Origin of the sequence: Paraglaciecola sp., assembly GCF_051252315.1 — a bacterium.
Taxonomy (GTDB): domain Bacteria; phylum Pseudomonadota; class Gammaproteobacteria; order Enterobacterales; family Alteromonadaceae; genus Paraglaciecola.
The window spans coordinates 1-25,724 of the sequence record NZ_JBPOFP010000037.1; the positions used below are offsets into that span (position 1 = coordinate 1).

Annotated in this window: 12 protein-coding genes; 9 read left to right on the plus strand and 3 right to left on the minus strand. The window is 39.5% G+C overall.

The annotated features are described in order from the left end of the window. Window positions 1-56: 56 nt before the first annotated feature. Together ACSHXM_RS09385 and ACSHXM_RS09390 are read right to left on the minus strand one after the other, a co-directional pair. The gene (locus ACSHXM_RS09385; RefSeq protein ID WP_435688500.1) at window positions 57-2,951 is read right to left on the minus strand and encodes a TonB-dependent receptor; all 2,895 of its coding nucleotides are present in this window, start codon (window positions 2,949-2,951) and stop codon (window positions 57-59) included. Between the two features lie 1,683 nt (window positions 2,952-4,634). After that, complete coding sequence (locus ACSHXM_RS09390; RefSeq protein ID WP_435688501.1) at window positions 4,635-5,993, minus strand: MFS transporter; 1,359 nt, start codon at window positions 5,991-5,993, stop codon at window positions 4,635-4,637. Between the two features lie 168 nt (window positions 5,994-6,161). Here ACSHXM_RS09390 and ACSHXM_RS09395 point away from each other — a divergent pair, with 168 nt between their 5' ends. Both ACSHXM_RS09395 and ACSHXM_RS09400 read left to right on the plus strand, forming a co-directional pair. Next, window positions 6,162-7,187 (plus strand): LacI family DNA-binding transcriptional regulator, encoded by a 1,026-nt coding sequence (locus tag ACSHXM_RS09395; protein WP_435688502.1) that lies wholly within the window; start codon window positions 6,162-6,164, stop codon window positions 7,185-7,187. Window positions 7,188-7,282: 95 nt separating this feature from the next. Next, entirely contained in the window at window positions 7,283-9,250 is a 1,968-nt protein-coding gene (locus ACSHXM_RS09400; protein WP_435688503.1) for a sulfatase-like hydrolase/transferase, read from the plus strand. A gap of 73 nt (window positions 9,251-9,323) precedes the next feature. Here the strand turns inward: ACSHXM_RS09400 and ACSHXM_RS09405 are convergent, their stop codons facing one another. Continuing rightward, the gene (locus ACSHXM_RS09405) at window positions 9,324-11,693 is read right to left on the minus strand and encodes a glycoside hydrolase family 2 TIM barrel-domain containing protein (RefSeq protein WP_435688504.1); all 2,370 of its coding nucleotides are present in this window, start codon (window positions 11,691-11,693) and stop codon (window positions 9,324-9,326) included. 269 nt (window positions 11,694-11,962) lie between these two features. Here ACSHXM_RS09405 and ACSHXM_RS09410 point away from each other — a divergent pair, with 269 nt between their 5' ends. The 7 genes from ACSHXM_RS09410 (at window position 11,963) to ACSHXM_RS09440 (ending at window position 25,686) form a co-directional block, all read left to right on the plus strand. Beyond that, window positions 11,963-14,389, plus strand: coding sequence for a glycoside hydrolase family 2 TIM barrel-domain containing protein (locus ACSHXM_RS09410; RefSeq protein WP_435688505.1), 2,427 nt, complete (start codon window positions 11,963-11,965; stop codon window positions 14,387-14,389). A 13-nt stretch (window positions 14,390-14,402) separates the two neighbouring features. After that, a complete protein-coding gene (locus ACSHXM_RS09415) occupies window positions 14,403-15,917 on the plus strand; it encodes an arylsulfatase (protein ID WP_435688506.1) in 1,515 nt (504 codons plus the stop codon). A 66-nt stretch (window positions 15,918-15,983) separates the two neighbouring features. Beyond that, window positions 15,984-17,576 carry a sulfatase family protein gene (locus tag ACSHXM_RS09420; protein WP_435688507.1) on the plus strand — a complete coding sequence of 531 codons (1,593 nt, stop codon included), beginning with the start codon at window positions 15,984-15,986 and terminating at the stop codon, window positions 17,574-17,576. A 253-nt stretch (window positions 17,577-17,829) separates the two neighbouring features. Continuing rightward, window positions 17,830-19,650, plus strand: a complete 1,821-nt coding sequence (locus ACSHXM_RS09425; RefSeq protein WP_435688508.1) for an alpha-1,3-galactosidase-related protein — start codon at window positions 17,830-17,832, stop codon at window positions 19,648-19,650. Between the two features lie 34 nt (window positions 19,651-19,684). After that, complete coding sequence (locus tag ACSHXM_RS09430; RefSeq protein WP_435688509.1) at window positions 19,685-21,544, plus strand: right-handed parallel beta-helix repeat-containing protein; 1,860 nt, start codon at window positions 19,685-19,687, stop codon at window positions 21,542-21,544. Between the two features lie 10 nt (window positions 21,545-21,554). Then, entirely contained in the window at window positions 21,555-22,952 is a 1,398-nt protein-coding gene (locus ACSHXM_RS09435; RefSeq protein WP_435688510.1) for a sulfatase, read from the plus strand. A gap of 70 nt (window positions 22,953-23,022) precedes the next feature. After that, the gene (locus ACSHXM_RS09440) at window positions 23,023-25,686 is read left to right on the plus strand and encodes a hypothetical protein (RefSeq protein ID WP_435688511.1); all 2,664 of its coding nucleotides are present in this window, start codon (window positions 23,023-23,025) and stop codon (window positions 25,684-25,686) included. Window positions 25,687-25,724 lie beyond the last annotated feature (38 nt).

Genomic DNA, 25,724 nt, shown 5'->3' on the forward strand with positions numbered 1-25,724 from the left:
ACAGGCTCTATGTTAACACATAGAGCCTGTTGTCATGGGTGAAAAAGTAAGGACGTTTAGAACTTAGCTGATACACCTATTTGGTAACGACGACCAGAATAGGCTAGGTTAACAACTCGTTCGCGAACGTCTGCAAAACGTAAGTTACTTTCGTTTGTTAAGTTAATCACTTCAGCATTAACAGTAACGTTTTCGTTGATATCATATGATGCACTAAAGTCATACTGGCCATAATCTTCAACGTGTTGAGGTATACCGTTACTTCCAAGAGTTGGCCCTTGACGATACTCTAAGAAACGTTCACGCCAGTTGTAAGCAATACGTGCTTGGAATTCATCTTTATCGTAAAAAGCAATCACGTTGTATGCATTTTTAGATAAACCTTCTAAGCCGTTTCCAGGCGCCATGACGTTCTCTTGAAGAAAGGTATCAACGTTATCATCACTACTGTCTGTGACCGTATAGTTTGCTTGAATACCAAATCCACTTAAGTAACCCGGTAAGTAGTCAAAGTAATGTAGTGCTGCCACTTCGAAACCGTTGACTGTACCGCCTTCGCGATTGCCTTTTTCAGTGATACTTTCTACTAAAGGAGCCTGATAGATATTACCGTCAGCATCCAATTTATCGATCATAAAACGATCGCTTCTTTGGTAGGTAATGGTTGAAATGTAAGTACCAATATCTTTACGGAATATAGCTAAGCTGTACGCATCGCCATTGTCAGCGTAATATTCTAGAGACAAGTCAAACTGTGTTGCTTCGTAAGGTGTTAAGAAAGGGTTACCACCTGATTGGCGAGTATCTGTAGAACGTACATAATTAAATGAACGGTTAACACCTACATCTTCAATTGCTGGACGGGTAATAACTTTTGCTGCACCGGCTTTTAAGAAGTAACCATCACCAAAATCTAGGCTAACGTTAGCACTTGGCAAGACGTTAGAATAATCGTTAGATTTGGTTAAGAAAGAAGGCTCAGAAAGTGTCGCGTCAATTAAGCCACCTTCAGATCCACCTAATACAGATACAACACTTAACAATTCAACTGCATTACCGATTGATTTAACATCTGTTTCGACATAACGGAATCCGGCGTTACCGGTCCAACTGAATGCGTCTGTTTCGCCTTCCATATTGAGTTGTACGTATAATGCGGTCGAGTCTTCGCTGTTTGATACTGTATTATTTGGACGAGGCTCTAAGGTATCCCAATCAGGTTGGTTACGTAATTCACCAATGCCGTCAATAAAAGCGTCTAGTTTAGGTATTAAGACAAAATCACGAGGGAAGTCACCAGCAACGTCACTCATAAAGCCATTGTTGCTGTTAATTGCGAAGATATCATCAGGCAAATCTAAACCCGAGTTACAGGTGTTAGCATTAGCTGCGTTAGCTTCTGTGCCGCCGGCAAACTGACCTACATCAAAACACCCATTTGCAATTTGTAATGCTTCTCTTGATTTTTCACGTTGACTTAATGCAATACCTGCGTCAATTGAGGTAATAGCACCGTATTCAACTTCATAACTTGCATCAAATTTGAAGGCTTTGACTTCATCTTTCAACACATCTTCTGCCACGTTATTCCAGTGGGCACGGATTGAAGCTGGATTTGCCCAATCAATAGTGGATTCAACGTTAATCACATCGCTGTTACGGCTGTCGTAACGAATGTAGTCTTCACCAACGATAAGCCCTAATTTCTGATCTGGTCTGTAATCTGGGTTAGCTGTCACACCGTCAGATAAGAACTCAGGAACACTTTGGTCAACATTGTGGTTTACGATATGCGGGATATATGCACCACGGTGAGCAACTGAATCTGCTTTTGAGTAGGCTAGATCTAACTCAAAGGTCCAAGCCCCTTTATATACGATTGTGTTAAAACCAGTGGCGATTTGTTCTGATTTTTGACCTTCAACTTGGAAACGACCATCGATAGGACTTGCTGCTTTAGTCGCTGCGAGTGCTGTACCATATTGAGAAACAACAACGTCAGTAAAACCATCACGCTGTGTAGGAACTTGCAGACCATTACCAAAAGCTGAGCGATCAAGTTCTGAATACAAAAGGTCAAAAGTATGCACTACGTCATCGTTTTGTGCCCATTGTAGAGTCAAGTTTGCACTTTTACGATCTCTTGTTTCAGTATCCATAGAATACCAAGCTCTACCTGGGAACCAAATATTTCCACTGGTGACTTCATTACCACTTTCGTCAGTAATAGGGCCAGGAGCAAAGGCCGTGTCCGCCGCGTCAAAGAAAGCCCAGCGGTTAGCGCCAGCACTGTCTATACGGTTAGTGATATCTAATTTAGATATTCCAAATAACACACCAATTGTGTCGTCGGCAAAGGTGTTGCTGACTATGGCGGAGATTTTTGGATCAAACTCTTCTGATAAATCATTGTATTTTGAGTTTACTGAGCCGGCAGCTTGAAAGCCCGGTTTGTCTAAAGGACGTGCTGTTCGTACGTTAATGTACGCACCCACACTGCCTTCTGAAATATTCGCTCGAGATGCTTTGATTACGTCAGCACCTGAGATTAACTCAGAAGGTAAAGATTGGAAATCAAACTCACGACCCACATCTGTTGTGGCAATAACGCGGTCATTTAAATGAACAGAGTTGAACTTAGGACCAAAGCCACGGACGGTCACTTTAGAACCTTCACCATTTGTACGGTCAATCATGACACCTGTAATACGTTGTAAGGATTCTGCGACGTTTTGATCAGGGAATTTACCGATATCTTCAGCAACAATACTGTCTTGAATAGAAGAGGCGTTTTTCTTCAGATCCATGGATTCGATTAAACTACTACGAATACCAGAGACCTGAATCACTTCAGTGTTATCAGCTTCTTGGGCAAAACCTTGTTGTGAGCTTAGTGCGCTTGATATCGCTAAAGCGACTGGGAGAACTCTTGTTTTGAATGTGTTTTTCATGTGTTACCTTTTTGTATTTTATATAAATGTGTTTTATTTATGGAAACGTACATTTAGTGTTAACTAACATTCTGTTTGATGTTACTAGTTTGTTAACACGGTTATTAAAGGGCAAACGTATTCCTAATGCAAGAAAAAAAATAAGTTAATTGTAAGTTTTGGTAATGAAATCGTTCTCATTTAATTTGTTTATATTGTTGTTTTAATTGGTTTTATATTGTTGATGTATGATGTTTATGATGGTTGCATGAATGGTGGGGTCGTGTTTTCATTAAACTGTTTTTTTAAGGTTATTTTAATTCCTTTTCTGCTGATGTGGTTTTTTTCTCGTTTTTGCTTAGGTTTTGAATCATATATAAATCTGGTGGTTTTTATATAAGTTGATGGCGGTGTCGGTTTTTAAGGTCTAGGAATTAGAAATTAAACTTAGTTGATATCTCACACTAGAATATTGAAGTAGCGATGCTACACACTATTAGCTGTCATAATGAAGAAACAAGGTTTAGCATTAATCTGCAGTTATTTGCTTTGACAACCTCATTGCGTTTATACCAATTGTAACAATCTAAATGGCTCCACCGTGTCTATCACGGCTGCGTAACATTTCATTCCCGTTAAAAACGAAGACAAGCTTACGTACAATGTCGAGCCGCTGTTATTACTCTTGTAGAGTTATGGAATGTTGTAGAGAAACCAGAAATATGGACTGGTACCAGATTCTTAATGTAATTAAAGAGCAACCAGTAGAGCTTGCAGAGAAAATGGGCCTTATGGTTGACTGATTTTGGTTAGCACCAAGTCTTCAATCCCATAGGGAAGCCTAAATTTGGTCATTACTTTTTACCGGAGAATGTCACCATAATCTGCTGCTGTGACAAAGGTGGTGCAGAACATCTTTCAACTAAGATGATTAAATATTGCCATGATTTGGTATCTGACTTATTCAAGCGCCAAAACCTTCAGTTAAACACTGCTGGTCTCCACAAAGGCGTTGAAGGGCTTAATACCCACTTTAGACAGTATGATGAGGAGGTGTCCACAAAAATAGGGGAAGAGCATACTCCCTGATAAATCCTTGTTATTGATTTAGCTATTCATCTCGAAAGCTCCTGGAGGCCTCGATTTAACAAAGAGTAAAGAGGGTGGTAACAATTAATTATCCGATAAAAACGAAGAACACCCCATATTTTACCGTTTTTAGCGAAATACGTAGAGATGAGTTAACAGTAGACTACATCCACCAACGTATTATTTGTTCTGTCCCAGAGTTAGCTTGGTACTGCTAAGTGATGGGATAGCGGCTATACAAATCAGGCTTATCGTGTTTACGATAAGCTTTTTTTCGTTCTAATACCCTGTGGATCCCTAATCGTCTCGTACTGTAACTTGACTGTTCGCTTTGGATGGTTTTGCCTGGAAAGGTTAAGTGGCTATTGGGAGGTTATGGATGAAAAGGCAGGTAGACAGGTTAGGTAAAAAGTTGTTTTTGTTCACGCCAATCAAGTGGGATACCTGACTTCAGTTGATTCTATACCTTCTACAAAGTAATTTGAATAGTGTGACCACTACAACTTTTTGGCACAGTAGTTCCTATCTTAAATACAATGCTCAATATTATTTATAATAAGATTGATATTGCCTATCTCTTATTTCTAGAAAGTTGAAGTTTTAAGTTAACGACTCTTACTTAGTTGTGCTGGGAGCTTTGTATTGGCTAATTAATACAAATCCACCTAATGCTGACAGAATGGTTCCGCTGACTAAAAGTATACGCATTAGTAGTATTGCTGTTTCTGATTGTGCGGCACCTTGAAGAGCTTCAAAACCTATTAGGTTAAGGGTAAGGCCCGAGCTAATAACGGCTACGGTACTGGCTAACGCAATGATCCAATTTTTTAATGATACAAATATACCTTCTCGTCTAATGTTGTGTGTTTTTTCATCTAGATCAATTTGGTCAGCAATCATGGCCGATACTATCACTCCCATTCCTACCCACACACTGGTGCATAAAAGTGCATCTAGTAGTAAAAACCACTCGCTGCCGGGTTGGTAAATAAACCATTTTCCAACGCCTCCCACTGCGGTTAGTAAATAGATACCTTTCATTGTGTTTGTTTTACCGTATTTTTTAGACAAAGAAATGACAATTGGAACAGCTGTGATGCCTGCTATCGCGTAGGATGTTGATAATACACCCTTCCAAGTTGCGCCCAACCCTACATCGCCACCGCTCATGTGATAGACCAGCACATAATAATCCATGCTGGCTGAAAAACTGCCTAATGTCATTTGCAGTAAGAGAAGACCCAATAAGATCTTCATATTGGCGTTTTCCATCACTACCTGAATGCTTTTGACTAAAGAAGCTTTGGGTTTTACTTTCGCTGGTTCGTAGGTACGTTCTTTTATGAACATGGCTGGAATAAGTGTTATTAAACCAAAGAATACTAACGCCATACCCCAACCGACAAATTGCATGCCGATTATTATTCCGCCAAAAATGCTAAGTTGCGCGATAGGGAAAACCCAGTGGTAAAATATCGAACCAAATTTCAAGAAATAAGTAATAAACCCCATTACCTTAGTACGCTCATGGGAATTAGTCGACGCTTCGTAGGCTAAACATTTCAAGGGTACGGTCCAGCAAGTACTAAATAGATAAAAAATTAACACCAGTACAGAGAAGTAGATGAGTTGATGGTTCGTACTCCAGTCACTAGGCACCATCCATATACAGCCAAAGACTAATCCAGTAAGCCATGGAAAAACAAATAAAAATGGCCGTCTTCTTCCAAGTGGACTTTGGAATTTGTCTGACATATATCCCACCCAAGGAGCAAAAAAGCTAGCAATTAAAACGGGAGCTTTCATGGCGATAGACAATAAAAAAGGATCTACACCTAAGGTCATTTGATAATAAGGAATGGCCAGAATACCAATTCCTTGATTAGAAAAAAACACGGCTAAGAAGCCTAATCCTAAAATCAGTTTTTGTTTAAAAAGTACCTGGTCTAGATGTGGGGCTGTGTTGTTTGCCATGGTGCTACCCGTTTTATTCTACTTTTTACATTATATTAACGGAATTCATAATTCATAACAGGTTTATCTAGTCTATTGTTTGCAAAGGGAAAATACATAGGATAACGTTCTATCTAAATAAGTGTAGGGCGCGCCCTAATTGTATGGAAAAATAAATTTGGATATTTCATGGTTACAATAAAAGACGTAGCTCGTGTAGCGGGGGTATCCCCTTCAACCGTTTCGCGGGTTGTACGAGGACAAGGCAAAGTAGGTAAAAAGTGCCGAGCAAAAGTCCAAAAAATCATTAACGAGATGGGATATCGACCCAATACCAATGCCCGCGCCTTAGTTAGCCGTCGTTCTGAATTAGTTGGCGTTATCACGCCCGTTTTACACAAGCCATTTTTTGGTAGCATCGCCCATGGTGCAGAGCGTGAAGCCCGTAAAGAACGTTTTAGAGTTATGACCCTTAATTCGTTAAACGATACCGATGCAGAATTAGATGCAGTGTCATCTTTGCGTGAGCATGGGTGTCAGAATATTATTCTTCATTCTAAATACGGTGATGAAGAAAAACTTGCTGAATTAGCCGAACAAATTCCTGGTTTAGTGTTTATCAGCCGATTTATGCCTAGTATTGCACCTAGATGTATTTGGTTAGATAACGTTTCTGGTGGTCGTTTAGCTGCTGATTATCTGTATAAAAAAGGTCATAGAGATGTGGCCATAATCAGTTTTAACTCTCAAAATCAAGATCAAGAAGAACGCATCCAAGGTGTAAAACAAGGATTAGCGGGTAAAGGTGTGAATATACCTGATGAAAACATCATGTTTCCCATTAACGAGAAACCACATAAGTTGGGGATTCAGGGATATTGTGCCTCTGCAGTCGCTGAGTTATATGCCAAAGGAGCCAAGTTTACCGCGATTGTTACCTACAATGATGAGATGGCTATTGCTGTTATGAATGCACTATTTGATATGGGGAAAAGTGTACCAGAAGATGTGTCTGTCATTGGTTTTGATGATTTGGATATTGCCAAAATATGCCGGCCAGCTTTAACTACTATTCGTTATCCCATCGTTGAAATGGCTGAATATGCAACTAAGTTGTCACTTAGCTTGACCTCTAAAGAGCCTGAAGGTTTTGAAAGAACCCACCTATTTATGCCGACTATTGTTGAACGCAATTCTGTTAAAGATATTAACTAACTCTAATTAACCAATTGTAAACTATGTGTAAAATCAGTTGAGTTTTGAAGTATGTAATTATATTCTTGGGATAACGTTTTCCCTTTGGTTTAATTATGAAATCCACTCTACACACTACTTTGCTATCTAGAGCCTGTTATCTCTTAGGTAGTTTAGCGCTTATTTCTTTAATGAGTTGCTCGGGCACAGACGAGTCCTCTCACACTTCGACGCTTGAAAGTAATAACAAAAAGCCGAATTTTTTGTGGTTAATTTCTGAAGATAATTCCAAACATTTTCTTAAACTTTACGACCAAGCGGGGGCTAGTATGCCTATGGTTGAAGAGCTGGCTGAGCAAGGATTAATCTTTGATAATGCCTTTTCAAATGCACCAGTATGTTCAACTGCTCGCTCTACTCTAGCAACAGGAGCTTATGGCCCAAGAATTGGCACTCAGAACCATCGAACTGCAGAGCCAATTGAGTTACCAAATGGGTTCACACCTTTTAGTGAGTCATTAAAAAATGCCGGGTATTACACCACTAATAATTTCAAAAGCGATTACAACTTTGAAGGATTAGATCGTGTGTGGCATCAATCTAAAAGCGGTGCTTATTGGCGTGACAGAACTCCTAATCAGCCATTTTTCCACGTGCAATCTTGGAAATTAACCCATGAACATACCTTGCACTTCCCTGAATCAGATATTCAAAATAATCCTACTAGGCATGCTCCTAGCAAAGTCGATTTATCGCCAATTTATCCAGACACAGAAGCGTTTCGTTATACTCAAGCTCGTTATCTTGATCATCATCAAAATATTGATGGTGAAATGAATAAAGTCTTGGATATGTTGAAAGAAGATGGTGAGTTAGAAAACACTTTCATTTTTTACTTTGGTGATCACGGGGGCGTACTTCCGGCCAGTAAAGGTTATATATTTGAACGAGGGATAAATGTACCGCTAATTGTTCGAGTGCCTAAAAACTTCAGGCATTTATTGTCAAAAGACATGCAACAACCTAACAATACTCGCGTTGATGGTTTTGTTAGTTTTATCGACTTTGCGCCAACGCTGCTTAAATTAGCTGGGTTGGAAAGTGCAGAGTATCATGATGGCGAAGCTTTCCTAGGGAAAAACATTGATCTAAAAAGCTTAAATAAGCGTGATGTAACTTATAGCCACGCGGATCGTTTTGATGAAAAGTCTGACTTAGTGCGGGCAGTGCGCAAAGATAACTTAAAGTATATTCGTAACTACCAGCCTTTTTACTCTGATGGTTTATTTGCAGAGTATCGCTATCGTCAATATGTGTATGCAGAATGGAAATCTTTGTTTCAACAAGGAAAACTTAATCAAGTACAATCTGCTTTTTTCAAACCTAAGTCCCCAGAAGCCTTATACGATATTGCCAATGATCCGCAAGAAACAACTAACTTAGCTGCTTTGCCAAAATACCAAGCACAGTTAGTTGAACTTAGAAGCATGTTGCAAGACGAAATTAAATCTTGGCCTGACTTAGGCTTTTACCCTGAATCAGAGTTATTAGCCCAACATACGCCCAAAGGAGTAACTGCTGTTGGTTTTGGTCAGGCAAACAAAACACATATAGCAGGTTTGATTGATATTGCGGATTTACAATTAGTCCCTTACCAACAAGCAAAAGCTAAATTGCGTCAATTGTTAAAATCTGCAGATCAATGGCAACGGTATTGGGCATTAATCACTTTAAGCAGTTTTGGTAAACAAGCTGAAGAATTTAATCAGCATATTATACAGCTGGCTAAAAGTGACAGTAGCATTCACGTTAAAGCTAGAGCTATTGAGTTTTTAGGATTAAATAAAGTGATTGATCCAGTCAAACCTTTGAGTGAGTTAATTGCCAATACTAACAATCAATTTGAACAACTGCAGTTGCTTAATATTGCCACTAATTTACATGAACAAGTGAATGCAGTGTTTGTTAGGCCAGCCGTTAATACTTGGCCTGCTCCAGATAAAAGCAGTGCTAGTTATAGAGGCGATAGGTTTTTTGATGTGTGGTTTAATGTACGTTGGGATTATATAAGCGACAAAATTTAATGTATTGCTGAAATTTCGATACAAATAGCCGTATTTTGCTGTCATAACACGGCTATTTTTTTGTCTACTAATCTTACAGCTTTATGTCTTGAGCCTTGATAGGGCTGTTTAAAACCTTGGCGGAAATGGTGATGCCTGATAGGTTTGTGCCTGTTCTAATTAGAGCACTGGCTATGCCTTTTGTGGTTTTAATGCCTAGTTGGTTTTCTGGATTTATTACCTGAGCATCTCCTTGAATACTAAATTGCACCGATACATCATTATCAATTGTGGGTAATCCATTTTCATCTACTAATTGAGCGTGAATAAATACGGTGTCATTCGGGGCTGTGGGTACGCCATGTAATGCCATTTTAAGTTTCAATGCCACAGCTTGACCAGGTGTTGATAGTTGATGCTGAGCTACTAACTTGTCTTGGATGAATGCTTTAGCAACTAAGGTACCTGATTCGAAGTTGGCTAAGTCGAATGTAATGGGAGGGTGGGGCAACACTGCCTGACTAAACTCTTTGACGGGAGACTGGGTGGCAACAAGTTGATTATTCAAATACAACTCAACTTTATCACTATTGGTAAACACTCTTACTTTAGGGTTTGAGCTTTGGTTCCAATCACTTGCTATAAATACCATAGGGCCTGCATCAAACTTGCTTGAGTTGACCATAGGATTGCGCTGGCTTTGGTAAAAGTAATAGCTGTATTTGGGAATACGGTCGATACTGGCAATACCAGAGGACTCTATACTGTTAAATTTGCCACGGTTATAGTCAAACATAACCCAGTAACTATCAGCTACAGGGTTATGTTTACTGTTATCGATATAAGCTTCTTGTAAGTTGGTCGCTTGTTGTAATAAACGCTGTTCACCTGCACTGATAAGCTGACGGCTAAATCGGGCTTCTTCTGGCAGCTTATACCAATTTGGTTGGTTGGCTCCGGCGTTAAATCGATAATACTCCCAATCCCCGTATTCGGATACCATATAAGGCATATCGGGTTTTACTTCATCAGGGTGTTTAAATACATGTTGTCTAGCCTGAATGTATATGTCAAAACCTTCTTGCCAGCCTGCTGAATAAGTATTGGGGCTTTCTTCATTGACTATTTTGTCCAAATTGGCGATGAAGTCTGCAGGCATTTTTGTTTCGTTTAATGAGCACTCCCAGGCTAAAACACTAGGGTGATTGCGGTCACGACGAATTAAATCCCGGCATCTTTGATAAGCATTTTGTTTAAAGGATTCATCCTCGTTGTAATACTGCCAGCCCAAAAATGGATTGAGCAATACTAAACCAAGTTCATCAGCTGCTTTTAAAAACGCTGGTGAATGTGGGTAGTGAGACAAGCGCACAAAATCAAATCCCGCGGACTTAATTAATTGTGCATCACGATACTCTGCTTGGGCTGATTTTGCATAACCTACGTAAGGATAATCTTGGTGATAATTTACACCTCTAACAAAAAACTTTTGGCCATTTATAAGTAATTGGTTGCTCTCATTAAATTCATAATTTCTAAAGCCCACAGAATTTTCGGCTGTTTGTAATAATTGGTTATCTTGCTTAAGTTCTGTGCGTAACTGGTATAGGTTAGGTGAATTTGGATGCCATAAATCGGCATTATTTACTTGCAGTTTTTGCTTGATATCCTGCTCTTTTCCCGCAGCTAAGGTGTAACTTATTGCCGTTTGTTTAACGTGTTTGTTTTTGTAACTAAGCTTTTGAAATAACTGAAAATGCATAGTTTTATCAGAGTTATTTTTTACGTGAGTTTGAATGTCTATCGCAGACGTATTATGTTGTTTACCTGTAAATACGACCGAAGGTTTGATGAATATACCGCCAGAAGCAATTTTGTTTGCCGCTACTGGATCTGTGATATGCAATTGAGGTTTAAATTGTAATCTGACAGAGCGATATAAGCCTCCATACATATTGAAATCTAGATCATAGATTGGTTTGGGTCCTGTGATGGAACTGTCCAAATTATTTAATTTTACTAACAGTGTATTAGATGTTTTATAGCGTGCTAATTGCGTAATATCGAAACTAAAAGGCAAATAACCACCTGAATGTTTACCTAATCTCTCACCGTTTAACCATACTTCTGCAACGTTCATTGCTGCATCAAAATATAGTGATATCAACTTCCCTTGTTGAGCCGGATCGATACTAAATTCTTTTTGGTAATAAGCGATCCCCTGCCATTGGGTTTCAATGACTTTATTTTCAACTTTGGTGGTATGAGGTAAATGTACTACCTGCCACTTTGAGTGGTCTATATCGAAGTGATTGGCCAAATGAGGGCCTTTTTGGAACTGCCAACTTTGTGCTAATTCTTGTTCCTGAAAAGCAGATTGAGAGGGTGGTAATACAGATACACATGCGCTGAGTAAATATGTAACAACTACAAATATACTAATAACTCGTAACCAATTTGACATAAAAATTTTACTCACCCCAAGTTTAATTATTGCCACATAAAATATGCTATCCGCTGGTATAAATCAAAAGTAAACGAAGTTTATATAGAATAATAGAAATATCGTTGTCCTTAACATTTTATTAATAATTATTGACTGATCTAAATTCTACTATTACTATCTAGGGAAAACGTTATCCCTTTGGTTTTGATATGTTAAAAATAAAGAATTCGCCTTTTCTAATGCGACGGTTCAACTCTCTATTGGTTGTATTTATTATGGTATTGAATGTGAACAATGTGTGGGCTGTTGGTGAAAAGCAAAGCTTTAATGCAGGTTGGTTGTTTGCAAAGGGTAAAAACCTCGGTGCTGACTCAGCCTCTTTCTCGGATGAAAAATGGCGTCAACTAGATTTGCCCCATGATTGGGCCATTGAAGGACCATTCGATAAAAAATATAGTGCCCGTAATGGGGGGTTACCTGTTTTTGGTGTGGCTTGGTATCGTAAACATTTCATTTTACCTAAATCATCAGCCAACAAAAATGTATCCGTCACCTTTGACGGTGCTATGTCTAATTCAAGTGTATATGTAAATGGCAAATTGGTGGGTGAACGTCCTTTTGGATATATTGCTTTTAATTACGATATTACTCCTTATTTAAACGAAGCTGGTCATGACAATGTGATTGCTGTGCGTTTAGCACCACAAAACTATTCAGCTCGTTGGTATCCTGGTGCTGGTTTGTACCGAAATACTTGGTTAGAGGTTAATGACCAAGTTCATGTGAAAAAGTGGGGGACCTTTGTTAACACGCCTATTGTGAGTGAAGAGCAGGCTACCGTCAGGTTAGATACGATTATTGAAAACCACGGCAGAGACACAAGCGTATCTATCACCACAGAAGTTAAACAAGCTGATGGTAAAGTCGTTAAAACCCTTAATAGGCAACTTTATTTAGGCAAAAATAGTAGTACTAAGTTTGGTGCAGAATTCTTAATCGAGTCGCCAATTTTATGGGATATAAATAATCCTTATCGGTACGATATTGTCACCAGTGTGAAACGTGAAGATAAATTAGTTGATGTTTATCATACGCCACTGGGCATCCGTAATATTGAATTCAAAGTAGACGATGGTTTTTGGTTAAATGGCCGCCGAGTGCAAATCCAAGGAGTATGTTTGCATCATGATAATGGTCCACTAGGCGCAATTGCCAGTACTCGTGCGATTGAACGAAAGCTACAGATTATGCAAGAAATGGGAGTGAATTCGGTACGCACCTCGCATAATCCGCCATCACCAGAATTAGTTGAGTTGGCCGACAAAATGGGAATTTTGTTGCAAGTAGAAGCATTTGACATGTGGCAGCTAGAAAAGCCAACCGTGACAAATGGCTACCACAAAGACTTCGACCAATGGCATGAGCAAGATTTGCGAGACATGGTTATTCAAAACCGCAATAATCCGTCTGTGATCATGTGGAGTAACGGTAATGAAGTACATGAGCAAAAAGAAAAAGATGGCTGGAAGTTAGCGAAACGCCTAACCGATATTATGCATGAAGAAGATCATACTCGTTTAGTCACACACGGCATGAGCATGTATCCAGAGCCAACTCAAAACGGTTTTGCTGAACAAATTGACATTGCTGGGTTTAATTACAAGGCGTATTTGTATAGCGACATCAAAAAGAAACATCCTAATTGGTTGATGTTAGGTACTGAGACATCTTCAGTGGTTAGTACTCGTGGTGTGTATCATTTTCCTATCGAGAAATATCGTAAACATCCGTCAAAATATGTCACCAGTTATGATGTGGTTACCCCTCCTTGGGCTTACGTGCCTGATATTGAGTTTGATAACTTAGATAAAAATCCTAATGTAATGGGCGAATATATTTGGACCGGGTTTGATTACATTGGCGAACCTACACCTTATGGTGGCCGTGATCACGGACACAAATTTTACTGGAATCAAGACTGGCCAGCACGCAGTTCATCTTTTGGGGCGGTCGATTTGTCGGGTTTCAAAAAAGACCGGTTTTATTTGTATCAAAGCCAATGGACAACTGAGCCAATGGTACATGTACTTCCACATTGGAACTGGCATAAAAAAGTAGGACAAACTATTCCGGTGATGGTTTATTCAAATGCTGAACAAGTTGAATTATTTGTAAACGGTAAATCAGCGGGTCGTAAAACAATGGGGGTTGATACAGTTAGGTTACCTGTAAGTTTAAAATACGATAAACAAACTAAACATTTCGATTCGCCATACCGTTTGATGTGGAACGTTGAGTATCAACCGGGTGATATTAAAGTGGTGGCGTATAACCAAGGTAAAGTGGTGGCAAGCAAACAAGTGAATACCGCAGGTAAGGCGTATCAGCTAGTGTTAACGCCAGATCGCACCGAAATCAGTGCAGATGGTTACGACTTGTCTTATATAACCGCAGAAGTACAGGACAAAGATGGCAACATGGTGCCTGATGCTGATAATCATATCCAGTTTAAGGTGAGCGGGCCGGCAGTAATAGCGGCGGTAGGTAATGGTGACTCAGCCACAACAGCACCTTTTAATGTTGATTATCGCCGAGCATTTTATGGCAAGGCGTTGTTGATTGTGAAGAGTAAAAAAGGTCAAACTGGCCAAGTCAAGATATCAGCGTATTCTGAAAATTTAGATGTACAACCGATTACGCTAATTTCTAATTAAAAGAAGATCAAACATGTTTAAATTTAATCAGTTCGTTTTGGCTATTGCTCTTAGTATGACCTTAGTAGGTTGTTCTAGCGCAACCACAGAAAATAACACTGTCAAACAAGCAAAACGTTTAGACAAGCCGAATGTCATTTTTATTATGGTTGATGACATGGGCTATGGTGAACTAGGTAGCTACGGGCAAAGTGTTATTCGCACGCCTAATCTAGATCAAATGGCTAAAGAAGGTAAAAGGTATACACAGTTTTACGCCGGCAGTGCTGTTTGTGCTCCGTCTCGCGCCTCATTGATGACAGGTAAACATTCAGGCCACAGCCATATTCGTGGAAATTATGAATTAGGTGGTTTTACCGACGAAACAGAATTTGGTCAATTACCACTTTTACCCAACTCAACGACGCTTGCAACTGTGATGAAAGATGCAGGATATAAAACCGCAGCAATTGGTAAATGGGGATTAGGTGGGCAAAACTCTGTTGGTATTCCAAACTTACAAGGTTTTGATTATTTCTTTGGATATTTAGATCAAAAACAAGCTCATAATCATGCACCTACTCACCTATGGCGTAATGAAGAGTGGACCAAATTAGATAATGATTATCTAGATATGCATCACTTGAAGTTACCCAATTTTAATTACAACGATCCTAAAAGTTACGAGCAGTTTAAACGAACTGATTTTGCTCAAGCTCATATGAATCAAGACGCTTTAGGTTTTATCGAAAAGAATCAGCGTGAACCATTCTTTTTATATTTATCATACGCAATGCCACATGCTGCTTTGCAGGCGCCAGATGAAGAAATAGAAAAGTATTATTTTGAAGTCGATCCACCAGAAAAAGTCGCTTATTACATGCCTGTGGAAAAACCAAGAGCAACACGTGCGGCCATGGTGAGTTATACAGACAAACATGTGGGTGAAGTACTTAACAAACTAAAAGCCTTAGGCATTGACGACAACACGTTAGTGATATTTACCAGCGACAATGGTGCTACGCCAGAAGGTGGAGCAGACATGAAGTTCTTTAAAGCCAATGGTGATTTACGTGGCTTTAAACGCCAATTGTATGAAGGTGGGATCCGTATGCCTATGATAGCTTGGTGGCCTGGGAAAATTGCAGCAGGCACTGAGTCTAATCATATAGGAGCTTTTTGGGATGTGATGCCCACGTTAGCCGATATTAGTGGTCAAACAAAACCTAAAACCACAGATGGTTTGTCATTTTTAGCTGACTTAACCAATCAAGGGCAGCAAGCCGAACATGACTATTTGTATTGGGAGTTTCCTCAAGGAAAACAAAGAGCGCAGGCAATCCGAGATGGGAAATGGAAAGCTATACGCTTTTACAAAGGTCCTAAATCTAAACAAATAAATACTCATGTTGAACTGTATGATTTATCTAAAGATTTAGCTGAAACTAAGGACCTAGCTGAGCAACATCCTGATTTGGTGGCAAAATATGAGTCATTAATGGATAAAAGCCGCACTCGCTCATGGATTGATAAGTGGAATTTTGATTAACTTTTTAAGCTGTAGATCAAAATAATTAGTTGGCGCTGAAAGTTTAAAATTGAGGAAAGTGCAGTGATGTTTAAACACATATTTGGTTTGTTGGTAGTCGCAGCGATTTCTGCTTGTTCTCAATCATTGGTAGTACCCGAACAAGTCAGTAAAAAAGCTGAACAAAAGGTTCAAACTAATATTTTGTGGATTTACATTGAAGATCAAAACGCTTGGAATAACGCCTATGGTGATTTCACAGTTGCTACCCCTACCATAAAAGAGTTTGCAGATACGGGAGTGCGTTTTAATAATGCTATACAACCAGCCCCTGTTTGTTCGGCAACGCGTTCAGCCTTAATTACAGGGCAATACCAAACCACTTTAGGTGTGCATCAACATAGATCAAACCGCAGTAGTTATAATGGAATGTTTCTACCTGAAGGATACAAAACGGTTCCTGAGTTGTTTGTAGAGGCGGGTTATCAAACCTTTAACATTGGTAAAGACGATTACAATTTTAAATACGACAGAAACAAATTGTATAACGCTCAACAAGGCATCAAAGGTTGGCAAGGGGCGTACGATGGTGAAAATTTCGACTGGGCGAACACACTTAAAGGCAAACCATTTTTTGGCCAAATCCAGTTAAAAGGTGGTAAACACAAGATCAAAAAAGAAGCCGTGGCTAGAATAAATCCTGATTCTATGACAGTGCCTCCATATTATCCCAACGCTCCTGAACACAGAAAAGAGTGGGCCAAACATTATGCGACTCAACAAGAATCAGATAGAGAGTTAAAAGAAATTTTAGCGCAGTTAAAAGATAATGGGATACTAGAAAACACCGCTGTATTTTGGTTTTCTGACCACGGTATGATTTTACTCAGACACAAGCAAGACTTGTACGAAGACGGAGTAAAGGTACCATTTATTGTTAACTGGCCAGCTGGTAATCATTTGCTGACTAGAAAAGGCGCGGTACGTGACGAATTGATCAGTGGTCTCGATATTCCGGCAACAAGTTTGGCCATAGCAGGCATAGAAGTACCAAAACATTTTGATGGGATAAACCTATTTTCTGATGATTTTAATGGCCGTGATCATGTGATATCAGCAAAAGATAGAATGGATTATTCTTTTGATCGTGCGAGGGCAGTTCGTACCGAACAATATCGATATATTCGTAATTTTCATCCGGAAGTCCCTAGAGCTCAACCCCAGTATCGAGACAGTAAAGCTTTCAGTCAGGAATTACGATCTTGGTTTGAACAAGGAAAATTAACCCCAGTTCAAGCCAGTTATTTTGATAAAACTAAGCCTGTAGAAGAGTTGTACGATTTGCAAAAAGATCCCCACCAAATTGACAACTTGGCTGATCGTGATGAGTTTAGAGCTGAGTTGCGTCACCATCGAAAATTGTTGCAAGATTGGATTGTATCTACTGATGATAAAGGCGCTTACCCAGAGTCTGAAACAGCGATTAAAGAAACCATAGATTTATGGGGTAAATCTTGTGTAAGTAAACAATGTGAGAGCTACAGAGCGAATAATCATGAGACATTACATTTGCCCGGGTCACAGGTTTACAAACCTTTACAATGGCCAGATTATCTAGCTAAGCCCAAACACCCAGCCCTAGATTCAATAGAAAATTTGTATCGTAAGAAGTTTCAGTAAACTCCCTAACCGCCTTATGTAAAGGCGGTTTTTTGTTTTATACAGCTCATTTAATTTCAACAAATTCGTTTCAGTTTTCGTTATTTACTTATCTGACTTAATGTTGTTTAGTTGTTAATAAGCTATGACCTAGATGTAGACATTTGCTTTTACTGAGGCTATTATCATTCCATTAGGGATAACGTTATCCCTTTATTCAATTAACATTCCTCGAACATGAATGTTAAGTATCAGAAATTGACTAAGGTTTATTATGAAATTACTTTCGAACTCAGCAAAATCACTGTTAGTGTTAGCCGTTTCTTTGGCAGCGATTACCGCTACTCCTACCCAAGCAAAACAAACCTTAGTATTTGAATCGACAGCTGAAGACATGACACCCATTATCCGTGATGCGTTAGACAATGTGACCGATGATGAGATTAAGTTAGTGTTTAAGAAAGGTCATTATCAGTTTTCACCAGAGTACGCTTTGAGCCGTTATAGCGCCGTTACAAATCACGGTAACGGAGTGAAAAAAGTGATTTTTCCACTTGATAATTTTAAGTCGGTAGAGATTGAAGGTGGTGATTCTGAGTTTATATTCCACGGACAAACGGCACCTTTCCAGCTTTATAACAATCAACAAATAAAAGTGACTAACTTAACTATTGATTGGGATATTCCTTTTACGTTTGTGGCAGAAGTACTTGCCGTTAATAAGAAACAAGCTTACCGCGATGTAAAACCTTGGGTAGGCACTCATAGCTGGAAGTTAAAAGACGGCAAGATTTTATTTCCAAACATAGACGGGTTTAATTACGACTACATGGGCTCAACCTTAGCCTTTGAAAAAGATCAAAAGAAAGTCGTGCATGGTGGTTTTGATCGCCATAGTAAACCTACTAAGGTTGAAGACAGGGGTAATGGTGTATTACGTCTTCATGAAAAGTTAAAACACTACCCTCCAGTAGGCTCTCTTACCAGTTCAAAAGGTGATCGCCATAGCGATAGATATGCCCCAGCGTTTCAGGTAAAAAATTCAAAAAATGTAGTGTTTGATAATGTGACAATACATCATGCATTGGGTATGGGGTTTTTATTTGAACGCACTGAAAATATCAAGATTTTGAACTCAGGTGTACATCTAAGAGATGGTGCACAACGATTGATTTCATCTACTGCCGACGCCACCCATTTTGCTAATTGTAAAGGGGATATATTGGTTGAAAATAGCCGTTTCGAAAACATGTTGGACGACGGCACTAACGTACATGGCACCTATACAATCGTAGATAAAATAATTGATAACAAAACAGTTAGAGTTAAATTTGGGCACTTCGAACAAACGGGTTTTGAATTTGCTGGTAAGGGGGACGATATCTGGTTTGTACATCAACCTAATGTGGGTCGTGCAGGAGTGGCTACAGTTGATAAAGTACGTGTATTGAATGAAATGTACACCGAGATTAGTTTTACCCAAGCCTTGCCAAAGGGGCTTAAACAGGGAGACCTGTTAGAGAACAAAACATGGAACCCGACTTTTACCATGCGTGGAAATGTTATTCGCGACCATAGAGCGCGAAATATCGTGATCAAAACACCACTTAAGATAGTGATTGAAGATAATCATTTGTCTTCAATGATGTCGTCAATTTTGTTCCGTGGCGAAACTTTCTTTTGGTTTGAGTCAGGAATCGTGGAAGACGTGACTATTCGTAACAATGTGTTTGAAGATTTTGCTTATGCAGGTAAAGAACATGCTGCTTTATATATCACTCCAAGATTAGGCAAAACCTTCGATCAAACTCAGGCCTTTGATAAAAATATACGTTTTGAAAACAACACCATTAAAACCTTTGGTACACGTATTGTGTGGGCTGATCGAGTCGATGGTTTATTAATTCAAAACAACACGATTGAGCAATCTGTAGATAAACCTGTGATTCATCCAAACCGTCCTCTGTTTGAGTTTATGCATAGCAATAATGTTGAGCTAAAAAATAACCGTTACGAAGGTGACTTTTCGATTGCGGTTAAAGCAGATAAACATAGCCAAAAAACCTTAAAAGATGACGGTTCAATAGCTAAATAACCGTATTTTACCGAATAGAGATTTAATTATGTATATGACGAAAAAATCAGTTTCCAGTAAAGCCTTAGCTAGCCTGACGTTAGGGCTTCTATTGACCATGAGTTCACCATTGTTGGCGAAAGTGTTAGACGTTAGCCAACATGGCGTAAGCAAGAATGACGGTTCGGATAGTACCTATGCTATCGCTAAAATATTGTCTACCGCGCAAAAAAAAGGTGTAACCAAGATTGTTTTCCCTAAAGGTACATACGATTTTTACCCCGATCGCGCGGCTGAAAAAATGGTTTACATCAGTAACAATGATCCTGGAGTTAAACGGGTCATATTTCCAATGTACGGGTTAGAGAATATTGAGATTGACGGTCAGGGCTCTGATTTTATGTTTCATGGTGGGGTCAATCCGTTTGTGATTGAAGATGCTAAAAATGTCACCTTTAAAAACTTCTCCATAGATTTTAAACGTTCATTTCATAGTGAAGGAAAAGTACTCGCTACAGGCAAGGGGTATCTGGACATTCATATTCCAAAAGCCTTCCCTTACAAAATAAATGCCACGGGAATTTTAACCTTTGTAGCGTTAGAAAACGACAACCCACCGGGTAAAATCACCATAGACAAATTAGAACGTCGTAAAGCTGTAGAAAACGCAGCGGACTACCGATTTAAACGCTTGTTAGAGTTTGACTCAGAAAAACGTGAAACCGCTTATATGCGTAAAGATATTAGTACAGGTAATGGTTTACGGGCTGAAAAACTTCCAGGCCACAGAAATGTGCGTATCTTTCAAGGTAACCTAGAAGCTACAGTAGGTAATATCATGACCTTTCAAGCCAAGTATCGTAATTACCCTGGGTTCGTAGTGTCTGATAGCCAAGATGTACTGTTTGACAATATTACTATTCACCACGCTGGTGGAATGGGCATGTTGGCTCAGCGTAGCCACAACGTAACTATGCAAAACTCAGCGGTTACGCCAAGTGAAGGGCGTTATGTGTCTACTACAGCTGATGCCACGCATTTTGTAAACTGTACAGGCAAAATTCAGCTACTGAATAATTTGTTTGAAAATCAAAAAGATGATGCGACTAATATTCATGGCATATACGTACAAGTGGATAAAATTTACGATGATAAAACCATGGATGTTCGCCTGCAGCACCCTCAGCAATATGGCTTTGACTTTATTGAAGCGGGAGACTCCTTAGAGCTAGTTCATGCCCCTAGTATGAATACATACAGTACCGCTAAAGTGGCGAGTAGTCAGCGTATTAGCGCCGAAATCACTCGAGTAGTATTTGCCGAAAAATTTGATGGTAGACTACAAGAAGGGGACTCTATTGCAGAGGTGAGAGACTACGCTGAAGTATTGATTAAAGGTAATACCATACGTAATAACCGTGCCCGAGGTATGTTGTTAAATAGCCGTGGTAAAACCATAGTCGAAGACAACTATTTTCATGCGCCAGGTTCGGCCATTTTATTCGAAGGTGATGCCAACTTTTGGTATGAACAAGGTGGTGTAAGTGAGGCGATAATTCGCAACAACGTTTTTGATAATAGCTTTTATTCTGTTTGGGGCGCTGGGGTTATTGCTGTTGCGGCCGGAATTGACGACAAATATAAAGATTCTGCGCGGTATAACAAAAATATTCTTATCGAAAATAACACCTTCAATGTATTTGATTACGCGCCTATTTTAAATTTGTTTTCAGTAGAAGGTGTGACTTTCCAAAACAACAAAATTAATAAAACATCTATTTATCCTGAGCGTAAGCAATATCAGCATTTGTTTGTGGTCAACCACAGCGAAAACGTAAAAATAAAGTCTAATAACACCTTTACTGGTTTCTCTAAACCGGCCAGCCAACTTATGCGTGTTAGCGCGTCAGAATAGGAAATAGTTTATGAAAAACTTAATGACTAACTTGGTTAAATTGGGCTTAACAGCTTCCCTGTGGGCGGCAACTTCTGTTCACGCTGGTACACTTTTTAACAACAAACCCAGCCAACCTAACATAGTGTTATTTTTTGTTGATGATATGGGCTGGGCGTCACGTACCAAAAGAGACAAAGTATACGAAACGCCTAATATTGATCAAATTTCTACCGACGGTTTAGAGTTTGAAAGCGCCTATATTCCTACGCCTACCTGTAGCCCAAGTCGGGCGAGTTTAGTAACCGGTCAATATGCTGCACGAATTGGCATGCCAAGACATATTCCCCATAAAAAACAATATGGTTTTGATAAGTACGGCCGCACTCAACAAATCCATAATTTGTGGGAGAAAGACCCTGCGCAAGTGCCTAGTGTAAACTGGTTAGATACCGATTATGTTACCTATGCGGAGGCGTTAAAAGACCAGGGTTACTACAATATGTTTATGGGTAAATGGCATTTAGGTCATGAAGGTTATCACCCTACTGATCAAGGTTTTGATAAACAAGTCGGCGCAACCAATTGGGGACATCCAGCTTCTTATTATCCTCCTTACTTTAAACATTCAGATGTATATAAAGAGGTAAAAGAACGCTATTTAACTGACAAACTTACCGATGATGCAGTTGACTTTATTCAGACTTACGATAAATCCAAACCTTTTATGTTGTCTATGTGGTATTACGCCATTCATACCCCGTTTGAAGGCCGAAAAGACTTAGTTAAACACTTTGAAGATAAAGGATTAAAAGGCAAAGAAGCTCATCACGCCGCTTTAGTGAGTGGAATTGATGAATCGGTAGGGCGAGTGCGCAAAGCATTGGAAGACAAAGGCATGGATAAGAATACTGTGATCATCTTCTTATCTGATCAAGGGGGCATTCTTGAAAATAAACCCTTCCGCGGAGGCAAAAAAATAGACACATTATATGAAGGTGGTGCCCGTGTGCCATTAATTATTAGCTGGCCTGGTGTGACTCAAGCGGGAGCCACTAACCAAAGCATTGTGCAATCTACCGATTTGTTTCCTACTTTGGTTGAAATTGCCGGTGGCAAGCTAGCCAAATATAAAAACTTAGATGGCACTTCTTTACTGGCTACTATTCAACAAAACTCTATCCTAAAACGTGACAAACCCTTATTTGGTTATCGTGCCTATGAAGATTTGTATGCGACCGTGCGCGAAGGCGACTGGAAGTTGGCAGCCTATCGTAGTGGGAAAACCCAATTATATAACATTGTCAAAGATATTTCTGAAATCACGGATGTATCCGCCCAACATCCCAAAATTGTGAAAGATTTGGTTGCTAAGTTAGCCAATTGGGAAAAAGAAATGCAACTAGAGCAATATTCTGGCGTGCAATAAAGCACATTAATAAGCCGGATCTAACCCATTAGATCCGGCTACTCCATTGTTTAATCAATAAGAATGAATTATGAAAAAGCTATTATTATCGGCCGTTTTTTGCTGCCTCACGACCAGCGTTCTGGCAAAAACCTTTACCACTCAAGGAAACGGTGTTCGCACTTTGATTACAGCTAATGTAGGCGGGCAGGGTGTGTTGTATACGGGAGAATTAGATGGCGCTGTGGCACAATATTCCACTGATGGAAAACTAATCTGGCAAACCAAAACAGACAATAAAGCCGTGTTGTTTGAACTGAATGCGGTAGATTTAAACGGTGATAATAATGATGACTTATTGGCAGCCAGTGGTGATGGTAGCATTTATGCTTGGAATGCTAAAGGTCAAAAAATGTGGCAGTTTACACCTAACCATAAGGTTCGTTTTAATGAAATTGCCGTTGCCCAGGTTGGAGGTCGAACCCGGATTTATGCCGGTGGTAATGATTTCAATTTATATGAATTAAGTGTCACAGGGCAGTTGTTATCTACCACTACTATTGACGGCACCGTACGTAAAATTGAAGCTGGTCACTTTATCGAGAAAGATAAAGCTAGTCTGCTTATTTACACTTATGCTCACGATAAGTTTAGATGGCAGTTTTTGGGTTTTATGGACCCCGCTTCTAAAAAGATCATCAGTAAGATTGCTTGGAATGATAGAAAAATGCACTCCCTCAGAAACAGCGTCATGGTCACTGATTTAAAAATTGCCGACCTAGATCAAGATGGTCTAGACGATTTACTTTTTTTCGCAGGTGGCAAAGCGGCTGAAAAGGCCTCGGGTACGTTTGCTGCATACAATGGACAGTTTGAGCAGCTAGCCAGTTTTAATATCAGTGGCAAAGACAAACAACGGTACGCCCATGTTTATGGAGAATCCTTATTACCCATTCGTAATCAAGTCATGTTTCAGTTTGGTGGTATTACTTACATAGTGGATAACAAAGGTAAGTTAATTGAAAAGATAGGAAAAAAATTATCAGGGCTAATATTTAATGGTTTTGCACTTGAACCCAAAACGAAACAATTGTTTGCTGCTGGACAAGTTGGGGGCGGTAATACGCTTTATAGTTTTGATTTAAACAAGAGTGATTGGTACCAAACTAAACATAAGTTGCAGGGGCGCTTGGCTGATGTAGAGAGCAATATCAATAATTTGTACCAACAGGCTTTAGACTTTGAATTGCCAAGTTATCAAACAAAGTCAGACAAACCTTGGTTTATGATCACCAGTGCAACACCCAATAAACAAGTGCAAAAATTGGATGGTGCTCAACTTAAAACTGCCATCCAAACCAATTGGAAAGAAAACTGGGATCGAACCACTTTAGCTAAAAATATAGGTGAAATCGCCCTTAAGAAAGATAAAAGAGGTAAGTATCAACTCACTCGAAAAGAGATAGTAGGTATGGCAAAAGACTTCGAAAAGAAAGGCCAGCCGTTTGTCGTGTGGGCAGGGCACGTTACCGACCCCTTCTATATGTCTATTGATACCTTGGAAGCTATTCTAGCCGCAGCGCCTAATACTGCCCACGGATTCATATATGCAGAAATGTATGATCCAAAAGACCCTAGAGTCATTCATTTTATTGAAGAATACGTACCTAGGCTGGCAGCAGCCATGCGTAAACAAGGTAAGGCCAAACTATATTTTCGTTACAAAAATGTATTTTGGGCTGCTACATCCCATATGCAGCCTTGGAAAGATTTGTTTTTCTCGGGTAAGTATAGCGACATATTGGTGCCAGCCTCTGAAGACACATCTTCACGCACACAAGACTTAAATTTAACGGGCCGAGTGGGTATGTTTGCTGGTGGTTATGTGGATGATTTTGCCATGCGTTTAGTGGACGATAATCCAACAAGCTGGCGACCTTACACACCAGGCGGTCAACGGTCGATTTCTCCTTATTTACGTCAAGGTGTGATGATGGCCGCTTACGGTGCGCGTATGGGAATTATTTTCCAAAACAAGTATGCTGAAAAACCTGGTTTGAATATTTTGTATGCCTTGATGAAATCAGGGGTGTTACCTGTTGTTGAAAAACAGAATATACAATCCATTGGCTCTTGGATGTTAAATCAAGATATTAATAAAGGTTTAATTCACTCTATCGATAATCATCATCAACTAAACCACTATAAAACCGATGATGAAGACGCTCTAATGTCTGTGGCACAAATGCACTGGGCAGGCACTAGTTTACCAGCCCATGATTATTCTAGTGCAGCGTTAGGTGTGGATTATCGCTGGTTAAATTACATTCCAGAATTACCCCATGGCATGGTACCTATTGCCCCAGTAGATACCCATAAACAGCTAGACAAAAATAAGATGCCTTATTTTGTTGGAGACGGTAAATATGGCTTATTAGACGGTAAAAAAATACCGGCTGCTGAATTTAGTACACTTATGCAAAACACCCTTAAACAAGGTGCCAACCAATTACCCATTTTAGTCAAAGGGGCTGCGTGGAGTGTGATTAAGCTAGATGAAAGTCACTCTCGTATTATCTTGTTAGATCAGGGGTACACCGACCCTCAAGATAGGCAAGTCACTATTCAGTACCAAGGCATTAAACCTAAATGGGTGAAAGATATTCTGTCTAAGCAAATAATAGCAGTGAACAATAGCCAGTCATCATTAGTGGTGCCAGCGGGTTCGTTACGATTTATAGACGTGGAATATTAATTTTAACCTAATGTGCTTACTTAAAATACTTATTAAAC

Excerpts from the sequence above, each read along its gene's own strand:
- ACSHXM_RS09385 (WP_435688500.1), bottom strand. The coding sequence starts at position 2,951 with ATGAAAAACACATTCAAAACAAGAGTTCTCCCAGTCGCTTTAGCGATA.
- ACSHXM_RS09390 (WP_435688501.1), bottom strand. The coding sequence starts at position 5,993 with ATGGCAAACAACACAGCCCCACATCTAGACCAGGTACTTTTTAAACAA.
- ACSHXM_RS09395 (WP_435688502.1), top strand. The coding sequence starts at position 6,162 with ATGGTTACAATAAAAGACGTAGCTCGTGTAGCGGGGGTATCCCCTTCA.
- ACSHXM_RS09400 (WP_435688503.1), top strand. The coding sequence starts at position 7,283 with ATGAAATCCACTCTACACACTACTTTGCTATCTAGAGCCTGTTATCTC.
- ACSHXM_RS09405 (WP_435688504.1), bottom strand. The coding sequence starts at position 11,693 with ATGTCAAATTGGTTACGAGTTATTAGTATATTTGTAGTTGTTACATAT.
- ACSHXM_RS09415 (WP_435688506.1), top strand. The coding sequence starts at position 14,403 with ATGTTTAAATTTAATCAGTTCGTTTTGGCTATTGCTCTTAGTATGACC.
- ACSHXM_RS09420 (WP_435688507.1), top strand. The coding sequence starts at position 15,984 with ATGTTTAAACACATATTTGGTTTGTTGGTAGTCGCAGCGATTTCTGCT.
- ACSHXM_RS09425 (WP_435688508.1), top strand. The coding sequence starts at position 17,830 with ATGAAATTACTTTCGAACTCAGCAAAATCACTGTTAGTGTTAGCCGTT.
- ACSHXM_RS09430 (WP_435688509.1), top strand. The coding sequence starts at position 19,685 with ATGACGAAAAAATCAGTTTCCAGTAAAGCCTTAGCTAGCCTGACGTTA.
- ACSHXM_RS09435 (WP_435688510.1), top strand. The coding sequence starts at position 21,555 with ATGAAAAACTTAATGACTAACTTGGTTAAATTGGGCTTAACAGCTTCC.
- ACSHXM_RS09440 (WP_435688511.1), top strand. The coding sequence starts at position 23,023 with ATGAAAAAGCTATTATTATCGGCCGTTTTTTGCTGCCTCACGACCAGC.